The 16,198-nt window shown below is 56.7% G+C and carries 12 protein-coding genes and 1 tRNA gene; 6 read left to right on the plus strand and 7 right to left on the minus strand.

The features are described 5' to 3' along the window. Positions 1-37: 37 nt before the first annotated feature. Complete coding sequence (locus AADA15_RS13220) at positions 38-1,822, minus strand: ATP-binding protein (RefSeq protein ID WP_341642027.1); 1,785 nt, start codon at positions 1,820-1,822, stop codon at positions 38-40. A 608-nt stretch (positions 1,823-2,430) separates the two neighbouring features. Then, entirely contained in the window at positions 2,431-4,698 is a 2,268-nt protein-coding gene (locus tag AADA15_RS13230) for a choice-of-anchor F family protein (RefSeq protein ID WP_341642028.1), read from the minus strand. A gap of 518 nt (positions 4,699-5,216) precedes the next feature. Between AADA15_RS13230 and AADA15_RS13235 the strand changes: the two genes are divergently transcribed. From AADA15_RS13235 to AADA15_RS13250, 4 genes are all read left to right on the plus strand, one after another. Next, positions 5,217-6,671 carry a hypothetical protein gene (locus tag AADA15_RS13235; protein WP_341642029.1) on the plus strand — a complete coding sequence of 485 codons (1,455 nt, stop codon included), beginning with the start codon at positions 5,217-5,219 and terminating at the stop codon, positions 6,669-6,671. A gap of 199 nt (positions 6,672-6,870) precedes the next feature. Continuing rightward, positions 6,871-7,260, plus strand: coding sequence for a hypothetical protein (locus AADA15_RS13240; protein ID WP_341642030.1), 390 nt, complete (start codon positions 6,871-6,873; stop codon positions 7,258-7,260). A gap of 228 nt (positions 7,261-7,488) precedes the next feature. Continuing rightward, positions 7,489-8,246 (plus strand): IS5 family transposase gene (locus AADA15_RS13245; protein ID WP_341642031.1). Its coding sequence is split into 2 segments (ribosomal slippage): positions 7,489-7,810 and positions 7,810-8,246, totalling 759 coding nucleotides; the frame shifts between segments, so codons are not numbered across the junction. Between the two features lie 127 nt (positions 8,247-8,373). Next, entirely contained in the window at positions 8,374-8,553 is a 180-nt protein-coding gene (locus AADA15_RS13250; RefSeq protein WP_341642032.1) for a hypothetical protein, read from the plus strand. 211 nt (positions 8,554-8,764) lie between these two features. On the opposite strand, the gene AADA15_RS13255 is transcribed toward AADA15_RS13250, so the two are convergent. Together AADA15_RS13255 and AADA15_RS13260 are read right to left on the minus strand one after the other, a co-directional pair. Then, on the minus strand, positions 8,765-9,172 hold the full coding sequence (locus tag AADA15_RS13255) for a diacylglycerol kinase (RefSeq protein WP_341642033.1): 408 nt from the start codon (positions 9,170-9,172) through the stop codon (positions 8,765-8,767). Continuing rightward, positions 9,169-10,977 carry a phosphoethanolamine transferase gene (locus AADA15_RS13260; protein ID WP_341642034.1) on the minus strand — a complete coding sequence of 603 codons (1,809 nt, stop codon included), beginning with the start codon at positions 10,975-10,977 and terminating at the stop codon, positions 9,169-9,171. The genes AADA15_RS13255 and AADA15_RS13260 overlap by 4 nt, the downstream gene beginning before the upstream one ends. A gap of 160 nt (positions 10,978-11,137) precedes the next feature. Between AADA15_RS13260 and AADA15_RS13265 the strand changes: the two genes are divergently transcribed. Both AADA15_RS13265 and AADA15_RS13270 read left to right on the plus strand, forming a co-directional pair. Next, positions 11,138-11,809 (plus strand): winged helix-turn-helix domain-containing protein, encoded by a 672-nt coding sequence (locus AADA15_RS13265; RefSeq protein WP_341642035.1) that lies wholly within the window; start codon positions 11,138-11,140, stop codon positions 11,807-11,809. Further along, positions 11,802-13,202 (plus strand): HAMP domain-containing sensor histidine kinase, encoded by a 1,401-nt coding sequence (locus tag AADA15_RS13270; protein WP_341642036.1) that lies wholly within the window; start codon positions 11,802-11,804, stop codon positions 13,200-13,202. Before AADA15_RS13265 ends, AADA15_RS13270 begins: the two co-directional genes overlap by 8 nt. Positions 13,203-13,454: 252 nt before the next feature. Here AADA15_RS13270 and AADA15_RS13275 read toward each other — a convergent pair. From AADA15_RS13275 to AADA15_RS13285, 3 genes are all read right to left on the minus strand, one after another. Then, positions 13,455-13,531 (minus strand) — tRNA-Met (locus tag AADA15_RS13275). A gap of 168 nt (positions 13,532-13,699) precedes the next feature. Next, positions 13,700-14,938, minus strand: a complete 1,239-nt coding sequence (locus AADA15_RS13280; RefSeq protein ID WP_341642037.1) for a lytic murein transglycosylase — start codon at positions 14,936-14,938, stop codon at positions 13,700-13,702. Between the two features lie 105 nt (positions 14,939-15,043). Beyond that, positions 15,044-16,186 (minus strand): THUMP domain-containing class I SAM-dependent RNA methyltransferase, encoded by a 1,143-nt coding sequence (locus AADA15_RS13285; RefSeq protein ID WP_341642038.1) that lies wholly within the window; start codon positions 16,184-16,186, stop codon positions 15,044-15,046. Between the last annotated feature and the right edge of the window lie 12 nt (positions 16,187-16,198).

The following is a 16,198-nucleotide window of genomic DNA, read 5'->3' on the forward strand; positions in this document are numbered from 1 at the left end:
CTGATTTCATGGGGATAAAGACCATGTTGACATAATACTAATCCAGCCTGCACGATCTTTTCCCACTCGAGACCCTACGGATTTCCTCGAGCAAAGTGGCTTTTCGTACCGGTTTAGAGATGTAGCCGCTTGCTCCCAACTCCAGCATCTCCTTTCGGTCTTCCGGAGCCGCGTTCGCTGTCAGCATGATAACCGGAGTTTCGCCAATGCGACCTCCGCGCCGCACCATCTCCATCAGTGTTTCACGTCCGTTTAGGTTTGGCATTTGCATATCCAACAACACAACGTCAAAGTCCCGATCTTCCATCATTCTTAGTGCGACGTCTCCATCTTCAGCCTCGGAGATCTCCAGCTTGGCCTTCCCAAGCAGTGAACGCACAACGACGCGATTGGACGCTGTGTCATCAACGACAAGAAGTTTTTGTATCCCGATCTCTTCATTTGAGCCTAGCTTGTCTACGCCATCCCGCAAAGGTTTAGTTGGCGCCTCAATCGACCTGATCTGAACCGCCAAATTGAACTGGCTACCTTTTCCAAGCCTTGATGAAACGCTGATGTCTCCTCCCATCAAACGTGCCAATTGGCGCGCTATGGAAAGTCCCAATCCGGTACCGGGTGTACGAATCGTAGATGTACCTTCAATTCTGTAAAACTCTGAAAAAAGGTTTGGGAGCTCGTTTTCTGAGATACCTGGACCGGTATCAGCAACCTCTACCATCAACTCAGTCCGACCGAACTTGTCTTGACAGCATGCCCTGATGCGGACACCTCCACTTTCCGTATATTTGATTGCATTGGAAACCAAATTGCTGATCGCTTGGCGCAGTCTCAGTGGATCGCATTCGGCATAACCGGGCACCGTTTCATGGATCTTCAGATCAAGATTCAGCCCTTTTTCCTCAGCAGCTGGGCGGAACATTTCCACCGCGCAAGAAATTTCCTCACGAGGATCCGCTGGGACCTCATACAGCTCAAAACGTCCGGCTTGGATTTTTGCATTATCCAGGACGTCATCCAAAATTGCCCTAAGTCCTTGGGCTGATTTATTTAATAAGGCGGCACGTTCTTCTAGGACACTATCCTTTCCGGCATCGTCCTCTATCAACTCTGACATAGCACATATCGCATTGAGCGGCGTTCTCAGTTCATGACTAATTGACGCCATGAAACGGCTCTTTGCCTTGCTTGCCTCGTTTGCATCCTCGGCGGAAAGCCTCAGACGGCGCGTCAAATGATATTGCTCCCTCATAGCATTCAGCATGTACAAGGTGGCAATGACCACTAAGCAAGCAGCGATCATCTGTTCAATCGTTGAAGCACTTTCATATAGATGAAGGATCAGCATGAAGGAAAGCGCGCCGGCCAATGGCAGCACCGTGATTACACCGAAGAGCAGCCATGCTGATCGTGTAACCACACTATGCGTCATTGCGATGGTAATCAGCATGGCGCCCATCAACTTGGGGAAAGGCTCCGGGCGCACATACAGTGCTAGTGGCAGAGTAATAAAGACACCGATTCCCAGAAACGCTGAGAGAAGTAGAGCGGTGGAATTCCAAAATGTAGCCTGGCTGGCAATGCTCTGATAAACTAGCAAACCGACAATCTCGACGATCACATAGCAAAGGTAGACCGCAAGCAAAAAGTGAACAGGTAGATAATAGAAACAAAGGAGACTAACCAGAGTAATCGAGGCCCACCGCGAGGGTAGATCAGCCCGCACCATTTTGCTTTGGGCGCCAATCACTTGTTCGAGATCTGACCCCAGTGTGAACGTCATCGCTTCTAACGTGATCCAAACTTTACCAACATTACGGGCCACACCTCAGACTTCCTTCCACGAAATCCGAGCCCGGCTTTGATACACTCGATCAATTTCTAAGGGGCCTCTTCAGTCGCGTTACCAACACGACTACCCAATTAAACCTCAATGTAGCACTGAAGAGTTTCAAATCAGTTTCCCAAGACTGGCTTACTTTCAGTTTTGGTAGATCAACTTTAGCCAAGACAGGATCACAACGGCATCCATACAAATGCAGTATGATGGTCCTGAAGGTGGAGAACCAGCCGAAGACACTGGACGGGTCGCCAAGCACCTCACGTCCTTGAGCCTGCTGAACATGATCTCAATCACTGCCCGACTGTGAATTGCAGAGCAAGATCATGACAGGGGCCGCTACATCGCTTGTAACGTCGCTCGTCGTATCGGACGCTTGCCTTTCGTTGCTTCCTACCTTGGGTACAGGCGCATATCCCCTATCATTTCAACGCCTTTCTGAACCGCTTTGTGGTGGCCGGGCAGGTCGCCGATCACATCGGCGCGATGAATCTAGAGGCGCGGCCGAAACCAATGAGGCCTGCGCCTAAAGAAAATTGAGCCCGACACCAGAACGATATCTCGCCCGCAGTGTTATGACAAAATGTGGTAGTTTAGAACTCGTAGTTCAGACCAATCTGAAGGCTGTGGCTCTCATAGTTGCTGCCAATCGAACCGCTATAGCCACCATAAACCCTCGACGCGCCGGATCCAACGGACGCCAGCTGAGTTTCAAAGCCCAGTTTGACGTCAATCCAATCGTCATCCAGGCCCTGAACCGGCAGGGGCGTTCCCGGCAGACCGATGAATCCGCTGCGAACTGCGAAGTCGCTGCCAGATGCAAAGGTGTATTCCAGGCCACCAGTGATCGTGGTGAGGCCCTGGGCACCAGCAAGATCATATTCACCTCGCACACCCACCGAACCAAGCACCATGTCGCTAGACAGGCCATCGACGTTCAGGTTCCAAGCGCCTGCTCCTGTCTCGTTGAAGGCATCAACCGACATGTCATAGTATTCCAGCGACGCCAAGGGCCCCCAACGCAGCGCACCAGCACTCTGCATGTACTCGGCCTGTAATGCGCCATAGACTTGGGAGCCATCGGTGCTGCCCATTGCTGTCTGGCCGAAGACGTTGCGGGTGGAGTCGTAGGAGTTGTCCTGATAGCCGATCAGTGCCTTGACCGTGCCGCCATTACCGAAACCGAACCGACCATAGGCGGTCAACGAGACACTGCTCAAATCGACCCCACCAAGGCCGCTTTGCGCATCGGCGCTACCGTCTGCAACGCCCAGAACCGCGCCCCAAGTGGTGTTTGCGTTAAGATGCTTCTCCAGACCGATCATCAAAGAGGCGATGTCCACATCATAGCCAACAGAGGTGGCTGTAGGATCATAGCTGGACTGACGACCATTCAGCGAGAAGAGACCGGTCCAGCCCTCTCCCATCTGCATGGTATCAAAGCTGCTGTTTCGGGTTGCGACACCCTCGGCACCGGCACCGCTCTGGGACGGAATACCAAAGATCGCATCAACCTGGCCACGGGACATTTCAAAGCCGAGGTTGGCAAACGCCGGAGCGAAGCTGAAACCGGTGCTGGTCAATGCAAGGCTGCGTTCGGCCGCCGTCATCGCCATCATATCGGCAATCGCCGTCTGGTAGGTCGCCGCATTGCCCAGATCCAGATAGGGCACATTTGCTGCCCCATCCAAGTAACCGGCCAGTTTGAACTCATAGGTCGACGTCGCACTGGACACGATGGGCGCAAACTGCGGCACGATGCGCAATGTGAACTCACCGTCATCGATGCTGCCGACAGTCACTGTGAAATTCAGGTTCGCATTGCGAAGGTCTTCGATCTCATCCACCGCAAAAAGGCCGTTGGCCTGCGCCGCAGCGACAATGTCATCAGGCACGAGACCGCCTGCAACATAGCCAAGGTCAGCGACGCTGACACCCAGCGCCGTTGCCAGCTCGGTCAGACGTGCATCGATATTCGCTGCGATATCCAGCGTGCCGTAGGTCCAACCACCGTTGGACAGATCGTTCCAAGCGACCAGCGCCGACTCATCGGTCGGATCATTGTTGTCATCCCAGAACAGACCGTCCGGCGTCATCGTGTCATCAATGAACGAATCACCGAAACTGGCCAGATACTCTGCATTGTTCAAAGCACCGAACGTCAGTTCGTCAACAGCCGTCGTCCGGGCCAAGGCCGCCCGATCGCTGGAGAAGAAACCGATGTCGCCTTCCTGACCGCCGGCCCCGAACAGACCGTCAGGCAGCCGCGCACCGATACCGATATCCGTTGCGGCCAGGTTGAACAGAACCGCCTCCGACGGGGCCAAGGTGCCCATCGCGTTGCCATCCGCATCCAGCAACTGCAGAGAGAAACCCGTCATTCGGGCTCCGGTGAAGTTCGAAGTCTTGCCGAAAGTGAAGTAGTCAACTGACGGGTATGTCGCGCTGGCAACCGTTCTCAGTCGGATATCAAAGGCAGAACTGCCGGTCAGCTGCGTCTTGATCCGCTTGCCCGACCCGCCTGCAGAATCGCAATAGACATCTGCCTTGCTGGCCATCAGACAGTTGGTGACATCTCCGCGGGAGGTCAGACCGGAGAAGTCGGTAATGATCTCTTCGAACGGATCGACGTAGTCGAAACCGCCGGAACCATCCGGCACCCGTGTTCTGGTAAAGGTCACGGCCTTTGCGCCAGGCGGATCGATTCCTTCATCCGGATCGGCAAAAACCAGACCGTCACCGCTGGTTCCGATCAGAACATCGTCGGCCAGCAAATCGGCCGATGCCGTTCCGGCAGTCAGCACCAGCAGCGCTGCCGGGGCAACGGTACCCAGTTTCCAGAAATTGTTTATGGACTTCATTTCAGCATGCCCCGTAGTTTTTCTACTCTTGAATTTTCAAAGCTTAATCGCGACGCTTACACGGGATCTTGAATTCAACAATTGACATATGTCAACCACTCAGACCTACCGGCAACACCTGGACGTTGCTGGTTCACCACACTGTAGCCACAGAATAGAGCCCGGCCTGTAAGGCATCTCTGTTGTTGCCCTTCCCCTCTTACTGCCTCCTGCTTTTTTGGCCGCGCTCTCCGGCCCTACCCATCCAGACCTGATCACGCAGATTACCCCCTGTCAGACAATATAGGTTCGGTGAACGCCTATCTCAGTGCTATCGATCAAGAACAGCAAGTAGGTCGACACCTGGGATCAGAACCGATCGGACTGAAACCGGGAGAGAGAGGTCCAGTTGACATCCGTCAAGGTCCTCCGCCCCGCTCCTCGCTAGGCTACAGCCCAAAGCGGATTTTACGATAACGGACATTGGTAGGGCCGCCGGGGCTCTGCCATCAAGCCGATCATCACGGGGCCAATCAGAGATGACAAAAACAGCTGACACCGCAAAGTCTTCCCACAGGAAGAAAAGACGATACAAGCCGAACACATCGACCTATAACGCCCGGCTGATCGGTCGCTTCCGTCCAAAATCAACACCGAAGGCCACGCTGCCGCAACGTGAACATGCACATTATCAAGACTACCTGAAAGCCTTGAAAGCGGGAGATATCCCGAACGCGGATACCTTGCTGCGCGCCTTTAAACTTCTCGACAGGGCAGCTGCCGCACGCGCCAAGGCAAACAAACGATCAACAAAAGATCCCGGCTACAAGAGCATTGCAAAAAGCTTACTAGACCGGCACGTGATCATTCTGTTTCAGAACACGGTCGGCACCAAAGAAATCAATGCGCACGGTGAACTCTTTTCCCCGGGCACCCTGCGCAAGATCACCCACACCGATGCAAAAGGGAAAAAGCATCCCTACAAGGCCTATATGGGCGGCGTGATCAAGCTGAGCACCTGCGTTGCCGAGTCCCCGATCGCAACGGCGGCCCTGCTGGCTCACGAGTTCTGGCATATCAAGGAGCGGGAACTCCGCCCCAACAAGCTGAAGGAACCCGAAGCGGTTCAGCTAAAAGGCAATGATGTCTTTTCCGGCTCTGAAAACTTCGCAGACTACCTAGCGGGTCGCGTAATCGCGCATCTTGGCTTTACCGAACAGTCTATCTCCAAGCCTGACCGACACAAAAAGAGTTGGGGAACGAAATGGAACGACAGCGAAAGCTATGGCATCCTGATTCAGAAATTCAGGTTATACCAGCAGGCTCACCTTGCTATGCGGTCCGATGCCGCAAGCCGATCCGTACTGTGGAACAGCCTCAGGGCCTCAACGCAGGTTGATTTGACCTTAGGGCTTACCGTTGAAGGAACCGTCACCAAGAAAGGCAAGATCGAAAACCGTTGGACACAGGCATCTGGAATTAGAAAGGATGGCTATCGCGTGCGTCGCCCCATCCCCAATGTGCAGACGACCGCGCACGAGCAACAGCTTCGGTGGAAAGGTCGGCGTTTCGTGGGCAGGTTCGCCTCTTATGGCGACAAGATCAGCGTGGAAGGACAGATAGACAAACGGGGACGCATGGTGAGCCACATGACTGTCCATTATGTCAGCAGCGGTCCGGGCATCGGCCGACGGGAGCAGTCGGTTGAGCTAACCGATATACCGCTGGCGCGCTACGTCACCCAAGGCAATGTTCTCATGTGCTTTGAGTTGATCGGCCCGCAGGTCAAACAGCACCTGAAAAAGTTATCCTGGAGTTGGAAAATGTGGAATCGGCCCCGTGCGGGCGGCTCGGGCCGAAAAGCACAAACCACGACAACCTTGAAACGCGTTATCTGGAAAGATTTGGATCTAATTCCCTATGTTCAGATCGTCTTCTACATTCAGGGTGATGCGGCGCTCTGGGATATCAAGGGCAAGTTTGCACCACTATAAGTGGTAACCCGTTTCTCTGTGGACGAAACCTACCTTCAAATTGAGGAAGACAAGCATATCCGAAGTCCTAGACAGAGGGGCGAGGGGCGAGGGGCGATATAGGCAGCAGATTTGAAAAGGCCTGTGAGGCAATCCTGAAAAGGACCCCTGCTTCGCAACTATCATAGCTCATCGATCAACAGATGAACGGAGTTATGACATGCCCTTCAGCACCACAGCGACCAGCCTGGCAAAAGGTATCAAGGCAAGCGGGTTGACCCACCGGGAGATTGCAGACCAATGCGGCTTCAAACAGGCCGACATCATTTCCGAGATGGCCAGCGGAGAGTTGCGCGTGCCGCTGAAACAGATCCAGACCCTGGCACATACTTTGGGCCTGGATGAGCGCAAGTTCCTGATCATTGCCATTCAGGAATACTATCCCGGGGTTCAGGAAGTACTTGTAGAAACCTTGGGGCTTCCAATGTCAGATGCGGAGCTCGGGATCGCCCTCATGTTCCGGATGGCCTCCTTGAGAGGCAATATCGAAACCGAAGCCCCTTTCCGGATTGCATTGGAAGCCTTGCTGGAGCTGACCGCAGGCAGGTGAGGCTAATTCGTCGCCTGCACGAGACAGGTCAGAGATCCCCCTTCAACACTCGCGTCATGCTTCACAGCGCCCCGTACAAGGCTTCCGGCAGGCCAACAGCCCAGCCTGTTATTCATAACCCACACACACAGGCATCTACCTGAGTACCGGAAGCCTTGTGCGGGCTAGGCTCAGGACCCATTGATTTCCGCTGTGCGGCGTGATTCATCGCACCCAAAAGTGGTGAACATGTCTGATCTTTTCTGGCTGAGCGACGAGCAGATGGCCCGTCTGAAACCCTTCTTTCCAAAGTCCCACGGGAAGCCTCGCGTTGATGACCGGCGGGTCTTGAGTGGGATTATCTTTATCAATCGCAACGGCTTACGATGGCGCGATGCGCCCAGGGAATACGGTCCGCATAAGACGCTCTACAATCGCTGGAAGCGCTGGAGCGACAAGGGCATCTTCGCCGAGATGCTAATTGGTTTGGCCGCTGATCATGGTGAGGATAAGACAGTCATGATCGACGCAACATATCTCAAAGCCCATCGCACGGCGTCCAGCCTAGCGGTGAAAAAGGGGGACGTGGCCGTCTGATCGGACGCACCAAGGGTGGCATGAACACAAAGCTGCACGCCATCTGCGACAGCCAAGGGCGCCCTCTGAACCTCTTTGTCACTGCCGGTCAGGTCAGCGATTACATCGGCGCACGGGCTCTCGTTGGTAGCCTGCCAAAGGTAGATTGGCTGCTCGGGGATCGTGGCTATGATGCCGACTGGTTCCGAGATGCGTTGAAAGACAAAGGGATACGCGCCTGCATCACTGGCCGGAAACAGCGTAAGAAATCCATCAAGTACGACAAGCGCAGATACAAACGCCGCAATCGCATCGAGATCATGTTCGGCAGGCTCAAGGATTGGCGGCGGGTCGCGACCAGATACGACAGGTGCCCGAAGGTCTTCTTGTCAGCTATCGCACTCGCGGCACTCGTTATCTACTGGCTTTGAAACTCAATGAGTCCTGACCCTAAGATTTGCCCTGACCAACTCGGGCCACAACGGTGGCATCCTGAGCGAGCCTGGCCACCCCGGGCGCCACTACCGTGTCGGGCAAAGGCCCAAGGATGCGCGCTATGTGGACCCGGATACATGGTTCGCAACACATGATCCGATCGAAGGCTCATGGTGGAGTGACTGGTCCCGCTGGCTGGCCGATGCATCAAACAAGATGACAAACCCGCCTGAGATGGGTGCCCCGGCTGCGGGATACCCTCAAATCGCGGATGCGCCCGGCACCTACATCTATCAAAGCTAATGGAGCGATGCTCCGAGCGTTTGCACAGTGTCGCGCATTGCCTGCGCTACGTTGGTGTTCCTGTTGATCGAGTGGGTGGTCGGGAGATCCAAACCGTCAGGTGTGTCACACATTGGTGTTTTCAAGAGGCCACGTCAAACGCGTCACCAAAGGCGCCAAACTGCTCGTCTTCTCGGCTTAGATTGTGCCGCCACCATCGGGACGCGTGGCCTCAAGCAGGCAGGGCAAACACGATCCCCAAAAAGCAGACGATATTCGCAATGACCATCAGAGCAACCGCAAGAGACCCCAAATCCTTGGCGTGTTTCGCCGCCAGCGACCAGCCAGGAGAGATCTGATCGGTCAATATCTCGATCGCCGTATTGAAGGCTTCTACCGCGAGTAGCAGGGCGAAGAGAATGGAAAAGGCCAAAATCTGCATAAGCGATGCACCTAAAAACAATAGAAGGAAGAGCGCGACAAGGCCGACCGCCAACTCTTGCCGGGCAGCGGTTTCGCCAAGAAGGCGTCGGCCTCCTGCCAGGGAATAGCGGGTGGCAGCCAGGATATGCGCTGCGCCGGTGGCCGCTGCTGGGATCTCTTGCTGCTGGACGTCCGCCGAGGGGGTGCGTGTTTTCATGTACTGGGCCTTTCGGAGTGGCAATGAGAGGTCAGATCAAGGGAGGGCTGGCGAACTGCGGTCGAAACGTCCATCAAGCCCAGCACCGTGTGAAACAGGTTGTCCTGGCTGGCAGGTTGCGTGGTCATTTCAGTCAGGCAGGCGTCATTTAGCTGCATGGCCTGGCGAAAGCTTTTCGGCAGCCACATCAGAAAGGGCACTTTGGTCTGGACCTCGGGGGCCATGAACATCGGCGCGGCGTGCAGATACAGCCCGGCCTCTCCCAGGGACTCCCCATGATCGGACAGATAGATCATCGCGGGCAGAACCCGATCCTGTTCCTGAAGGCGCGAAATCGCGCTGGCGAGGATGTGATCGGTATAGGCGATGGAATTGTCATAGGCATTGGTGATTTCCGCCTGCGTGCAATAGTCAAATTCAGCGGTTCGGCAGTCGGAGGCAAAAGGCGCGAACTCTTGCGGATATCGCATGTAGTAGGCAGGCCCATGACTGCCGATCATGTGCAGGACCAGAACGGTGTCCTCCTCAATGATGCCTATTTCCTGTTCCAAGGCGTCCAGAAGAGCCTGGTCGGTGCATTCTCCGCTGGCGCAGGCCGCAGAGCCGATGGTGGCATCTATCCGGCGCGATCCGGTACGCAGGGCGACCCTCTGATCGCCGGTATTATTGTCGATCCAGACAGGCTTGATCCCCGCATGCTGCAGCACATCCAGCAGGTTCTCGCTGCCCATGAACCGCTGGTGGCTGTAGTCCGCGCGCGGGAACGGGGAATACATGCAGGGAACCGAAACCGCTGTCGATGTTCCGCAGGAAGACGTATCCCTGAAATTCAGGATATCGAGCTTTGCCAGTTCCGGCGTCGTGTCCCGTTCATAGCCGTTGAGTCCAAAGTTCTGCGCGCGCGCAGTTTCACCGACAAAGATGACCAGCAGAACGGGTTTGTCAGCAGCCAATAGATTGGGTCCCTTAACCGCATCCCGCCCCAATGGAGCAACCTCGGTGTTTCTGGCCCGGATCTCCATCTTCGTGTACCGCGCGATGGCGCCGAGTGTAGCACCGGGCTGATAGCTGCCCATCAGTTCATGATGTTCACGGATGATCGAGACGTTTGCCTTGAGGTTGATGAAGAGAAACCCGAAGGTCAGAAGGAAGCTCGCAACCACCGTCAGCGGCATTTTCCACAGCAAATGGCGCGTCGGTGGATAGGTGATACGCGGCCAAAGCAGCAGCATGGCAGGCAATAGGCCGGTGAGCGCCATATGGCGCAGATAGGGCAGCGTGATCAGTTGCCGGGACTCAGCCACGGTCGTGCTCATGACGTTCTGAATCATCAGCTTGTCGATCACGGCGCCAAGATGGTCCTGATACCATGCGGCGGCCGCAGCAAGCAGAATGAAAAAAGACAGCGCCGGACGCTGCACTCTTGGCAGGCTGAACAGGCTAAGGGTGAAAAACGTCAGCATCCAAACGGCGCAGGCAAAGAGCAGGACATTCATCGGAGCGCCGTCGAATAGCCTGCGCAGATGGCCCCAGAACACGGTGTTGAACGCCAGCATCATGTAGGAGGCGACAATGAGGTTCAGCACCGAAGGCGTGAACCGAGGGCGCTGCAGGGCCAGCGCCGCCAGAGCATTCCAGCGTCCCCTTGCGCCCGCACTTCCATCCGGATGGCGCGATGCGCTTGCCTTGGGCGTGCGCGCATCAGACGAAGCGAATGCAGGACCGTTTCTATGCACGCGCGCCTGCTGCCGCGCGCCGATGTTGCGGTCCTGTGGCATGGTCGGGAAAGAGGTGGCTGTCGTCATAGGGCTTGAAGTCCTGCTCCTGAGTGCAAGGACTGGGTAGGTCCCCGCATGTCTCCCGAACCTTGCCGAAACTATACAAATCGGTAATCTCCCGGTGGCTTGACGGGTGGTGAAAACAGCGTATGAAAAGTGACATCGCCCTTCTTTGGAAAGCTCTGGAATGCGTGTTCTCGTTGTCGAAGACGATCATGAGACGGCCGACTACATCACCACCAGCCTCAGGGCTGAGGGCCATGCGGTTGATCACTGCGACAATGGAAAGGACGGATTTCTCAACGCCTTGGACAATGATTACGACGTGATGGTCTTTGACCGGATGCTGCCGGGGCTTGATGGGCTTACGCTGATAAAATCGGTGCGCGGCGCCGGTGTGAATACCCCCATCATGTTCCTGAGTGCGATGGATGGCATTGATGACCGGGTGGACGGTTTAAAGGCCGGGTCAGATGATTACCTTATCAAACCGTTTTCATACTACGAGCTGTCCGCCCGCCTTGCCGCGCTCGTGCGTCGCCCGCCGCTGAAGGCAGAGCAGACCGTTCTGCGTGTGGCCGACCTTGAAATGAACCTGATCCGCCGCACGGTGACCCGTGGCGGCACGCCTGTCGATCTGCAACCACGTGAATTCAGCCTGCTGGAATACCTGATGCGCAACGCCGAGCGGGTCCTGACCCGCACCATGCTGCTTGAGGCCGTCTGGGACTTCCATTTCGACCCAAAGACAAACGTAGTGGAAACCCATATCAGCAGGCTGCGCAACAAGATTGACAAACCCTTCGAGGTGGAACTCATCCACACTGTCCGCGGCGCGGGTTACAGCCTTCATGGCTAACCGCCCGCTCCTGAGCCGATTGCGCGGCTCCACCTCAATCCGGTTATCGCTGCGGTTTGCACTACTTTATTCCCTGCTGACAGCACTGGTCTTTGCCGTTGCCTACAAATTGGCTGACTACGAGATCACCAAGTGGATCAAGGAACAGCTGGTCGAGGAAGAGGCTGTATTTCTCGAGGCCTTCGATGCAAAAGGGCTTGATGGCGTTATCGCGGAATTGGCAACCTACAGCGCCTTCAATTTCGAAGATCACCGTATCTCGCTGCTGCAGGATGCCGATGGGCGCCGCCTCGCCGGAAACGTGAGAGGGGTTTCTGAAGGGGTTGCAATCGGTTATGCGGATGCCTCTGCCATAGTGTTTGACGGCCCAAGCCAAAACGAGAGCTTCGGCTATATCCTGCGTGAAATTCCAATGGGCTCCAATAGGCTTGTTATTGGCACCAGCACCTATTTCCTGGCCGAGTTGCTCGAAGGGCTTGCTGCAGGTCTCCTTGTCGGCTTCATTTTCATGTTCATGGTCGGCGCGGGGGCCGGCGTGGCTGTCGGTCGCCGCACGGAACGCCGGTTGCGGCAGGTGTCCGGCACGCTCAGCAATGTGGCAAAGGGTAACCTTGAGGCCCGTGTGCCGCCGGGTAGAAATGACGCCGATGACCTTGCGCGTCTTTCGGATGAAATCAACAGAACAATTGTCCAGCTACAAAAACTGGTGGAAAGCCAGAAACAGATTTCCGCCGATATCGCCCACGACCTGCGCACGCCCATGCAGAGACTGCGGCGCAGGCTTGAAGCGATCGGCCAGTACCCGGACCTGCCTGCCGCACTGGCCGGGGATGTCGATGAAATGATCGAGGCCGCTGACGATCTGATAGAGACCTTCCACGCATTGCTGCGGATATCGCAGATTGAGGCCGGCGCAAGGCGCGAGAATTTCAGCCAGATCGACCTCATCACCGTGCTTGCGCGCATCGAGGACGCCTATGGCGTGGTTGCAGAGGAAAACAACCAAACTCTGATATTCACCGCCGGACCAGGGCCCTTGGGCGTTTTTGGCGACCAGCAATTGCTGACGCAAATGATGGCAAATGTCATTGAAAACGCGCTGCGCCACTGCCCGCCGACCGCCCGCATTGCGGTATCACTTGGTGCAACAGGGGACGGGGTTGCCTTTGTGGTGTCCGACAACGGCACCGGCATTCCCGAACCGGAGAGAGAGAAGGTGTTTCGCCGATTTTACCGGGTGGAGAAGAGCCGGACGACACCGGGCAACGGGCTGGGGCTGAGCCTTGTCAAAGCAGTCGCAGAACTGCATGGCGCCGTCATTTCCCTCGCAAACAATTCTCCAGGACTATGTTTTACGGTAATATTCCCCCCAATACCCGCGGGTGTCAGATGAACCGTTTGACCTCAAACGCTTTGCATGCACTGGACCCTGCTAGAAACTGCATCATTCTCCCGCAACCAGAATATGAGGTGACGGTTCTGGGGAGCTGTGTGGAGAATGCGAGGTCTGGTTTGTTGAACTTGTCCGCCACAGGAGTGCACGCTTTCGAGCAGAACGACTGACCACGAACCATATGCAACGTTTCGCAGCAATCCTGAGCGACTTATCAGGGCACAATCACAAATATTGACACGAAGGGAAACTTGGTAGCGGAGGAGGGACTTGAACCCCCGACACGCGGATTATGATTCCGCTGCTCTAACCAGCTGAGCTACTCCGCCACTCGCTGTGTGGAGGCGATTTACGGAATGGTGCCCCCGGGGTCAAGCGGGAATCTCGGCGAGAGATGCATTTCTTGCAAAAAATTCGCTCCCATCAGAATAAATGAAATTTTTTCAAACCGTTACGTCTCACAGCCTTTCTTGCCCGGAATTCCTGCACCGCAAGCGTCAATCGGTAAGAGCAGAGAGTACCCGGGCGTCGGGGAAACATGTGACCGGGGATCCTTGAGATTCTTGCCAGCGACCGATCGAGCGCCGCGTTTTGAACCCGGCGAGACCATCCGCGCCGCCCACATCATGCCCCAGCCCTTCCAGAGCCCTCTGCATCGCCGCCACATCGGAGCGCAGCATCGGATCCACCTTTGCCCAAGGCCCTTTGAAATCTCCTACCCCAAAGGCGATGCGGTCACCCACGTGCCCCACGAACAGAGCGTAAAGGTCACTCATGTTGTAGTCCTTCAGGACGTAGAAGTTGGGGGTCACCAAAAAGGACGGCCCGTGGCGTCCGGCGGGCATCATCAGGAAGCCCTGCCCGGGCATTTCGTGGTCCGGGAACGGACGGCCCGAAACTCTGGCAATGCCCATGCCGGCCCATTCGGCAATGCTGCGGCCCTGATCCGGCCCTTCCAGAGCGCAAGAGGCGGATGGAGGTACCGAAACCTCGAACCCCCAATCCCGGCCCGCCTGCCAGCCATGGTGCTGCAGGTAGGCCCCGATCGAGGCAATGGTGTCGGACTCGGAACCCCAGATATCCGACCGACCGTCACCATCGCCGTCTGCGGCATGTTTGAGAACATTGGACGGCATGAACTGCGGCTGGCCCAATGCGCCTGCCCAGCTGCTTTTCATGGCGCGCGCAGGGACATGACCCGCCTGCACCACCTGCAAGGCTGCAATCAGTTCCTGCGTAAAATACTCCGCCCGCGTGCTCATGAAGGCCTTTGTCCCCAGCACCTCGAAGGCATCGTGCGGGATTGCAGCCCGGCCATAGGCGCTTTCCCGGCCCCAGATCGCCAGGATGATGTGACCCGGCACGCCGGTCTGCCGTTCGACAGCTGCAAGCACGCCCTTGTGACGCTTGGCCATCTGTCGGCCCACAGAGGTCGCCCCGTCGACAGAACCGCGACCAAAGTACCGTCCCGGCGCGCCGAATTCCGCCTGACGCTGCCTGCGCGGCCCCTCCGTGGCGCTGCCGGGCGGAACAAGATCCGGAAGTTCCCAATTGAGACGGACCCCATCAAAAGCCGCGCGAAAGGTCTTTTTGGTGACGCCGACGTTGCGGGCCCTGGGCCAGATCTCTTGCGTCAGCCAGCTTTGGAATTGCCGCTCAATAGCTGCGCGATCCTGGGCATTGGCCAATCCGCCGCACAGGAGCAGGGACAAAACGAGAAGAAGGCGCAAAGGCATGGGAGTGTCTCCGAAAGGTGGCTGCACGTTCGATCCCACCCGATCGATCGGCTTTGCGCAAGAGCCTGCCGGAACTCTCCTCGCTGGCTCCCCTTGCGGCCCCGCTCAGGGCAGCGGGTCCGTGCGAAACAGTCTGATTTTCAGCCCGCCATGGGCAACAGGTGCGCCAAAGGGCAGAAAGGGCAGCTGTGTTGCCTTGGCCAAAGCGGTATCGCTGGTCACGATCCCCACCCGCCAACCGGAAAACCGTTCCATCAAGGTCTGCCCCAAGGCACCATAAAGCGCGAAGAGCAGCTTCTTGTTGCCGATCCGGGCACCGTAAGGCGGGTTCACGATGACCAGACCGGGCACGCCCTCGGGCGGCTGCAGATCACTGACGGCCGCTTGCGCAAAAGAGGTGCAACGCTCAACACCAGCGCGCGCGGCATTGGCCGCCGCCATCTCGACGGCGCCTGTGTTGCGGTCCGAGCCAAAGAAGGTCAGTGACGTCTCATTCTCTTTGCATGCGCTCCGCATTTCCTCCCAGGCTGTCGCGTCGAAGGTCGCCAGCCGCTCGAAGGCAAAGCTGCGGCTGCGTCCCGGAGCAAGACCGCATGCGATTTCAGCCGCCTCGATCACAAAGGTGCCCGAGCCGCACATCGGGTCGACCACCGTTTCGGTTCCATCAAACCCGCAGTCCCGCAGGAAAAGGGCGGCAAGGGTTTCGCGCATCGGGGCCTTGCCCACGGCGGCTTTGTGCCCGCGCTTATGGAGCCCCTCGCCCGAGGAATCGACACTGAAGACACAGAGGTTGTCCTCAATCCGGCATTTCACCGTGACGCTGCCCTGGCTTTGCGCCTCAGGGGCGTTTGGCGGCACGATGGAAACGCCCAGTTCTTCGGACAGGGCGCGCTCGATCCGCTGCGCAGCGGCGCCCGCATGGTAGATCTTGGATTTCTTGTTTGTCGCCACCTCGACCCGCACAGGAACATCCGCCCGCAGCACATCAGCCCAGGGAAACTTCCGGGCGCGTTTGTCCAGCTGCGCAAGATGAAACGCGCGGAATTCACCGATCCGGGCCAGAACCCGCGCCGCACCGCGCAAATGAAGATTGGCGCGCCAGACATCGCTCCAGCCCCCCTGAATGATCACGCCCCCGGGAACGACCTTTGGGCCCGAAAACCCATGTTCGCGCACTTCGGCCAAAAGCGCGTGTTCCAGTCCCGGCGCAACGGTGAGAAAGATCTCGAATGTACCTGCATGTGTCATGGCTCCGTCCAT

The sequence above is a fragment of the Phycobacter sedimenti genome, assembly GCF_038148855.1.
Classification (GTDB): Bacteria; Pseudomonadota; Alphaproteobacteria; order Rhodobacterales; family Rhodobacteraceae; genus Phycobacter; species Phycobacter sedimenti.

Excerpts from the sequence above, each read along its gene's own strand:
- AADA15_RS13270 (WP_341642036.1), top strand. The coding sequence starts at position 11,802 with ATGGCTAACCGCCCGCTCCTGAGCCGATTGCGCGGCTCCACCTCAATC.
- AADA15_RS13240 (WP_341642030.1), top strand. The coding sequence starts at position 6,871 with ATGCCCTTCAGCACCACAGCGACCAGCCTGGCAAAAGGTATCAAGGCA.
- AADA15_RS13235 (WP_341642029.1), top strand. The coding sequence starts at position 5,217 with ATGACAAAAACAGCTGACACCGCAAAGTCTTCCCACAGGAAGAAAAGA.
- AADA15_RS13280 (WP_341642037.1), bottom strand. The coding sequence starts at position 14,938 with ATGCCTTTGCGCCTTCTTCTCGTTTTGTCCCTGCTCCTGTGCGGCGGA.
- AADA15_RS13255 (WP_341642033.1), bottom strand. The coding sequence starts at position 9,172 with ATGAAAACACGCACCCCCTCGGCGGACGTCCAGCAGCAAGAGATCCCA.
- AADA15_RS13265 (WP_341642035.1), top strand. The coding sequence starts at position 11,138 with ATGCGTGTTCTCGTTGTCGAAGACGATCATGAGACGGCCGACTACATC.
- AADA15_RS13230 (WP_341642028.1), bottom strand. The coding sequence starts at position 4,698 with ATGAAGTCCATAAACAATTTCTGGAAACTGGGTACCGTTGCCCCGGCA.
- AADA15_RS13285 (WP_341642038.1), bottom strand. The coding sequence starts at position 16,186 with ATGACACATGCAGGTACATTCGAGATCTTTCTCACCGTTGCGCCGGGA.
- AADA15_RS13260 (WP_341642034.1), bottom strand. The coding sequence starts at position 10,977 with ATGACGACAGCCACCTCTTTCCCGACCATGCCACAGGACCGCAACATC.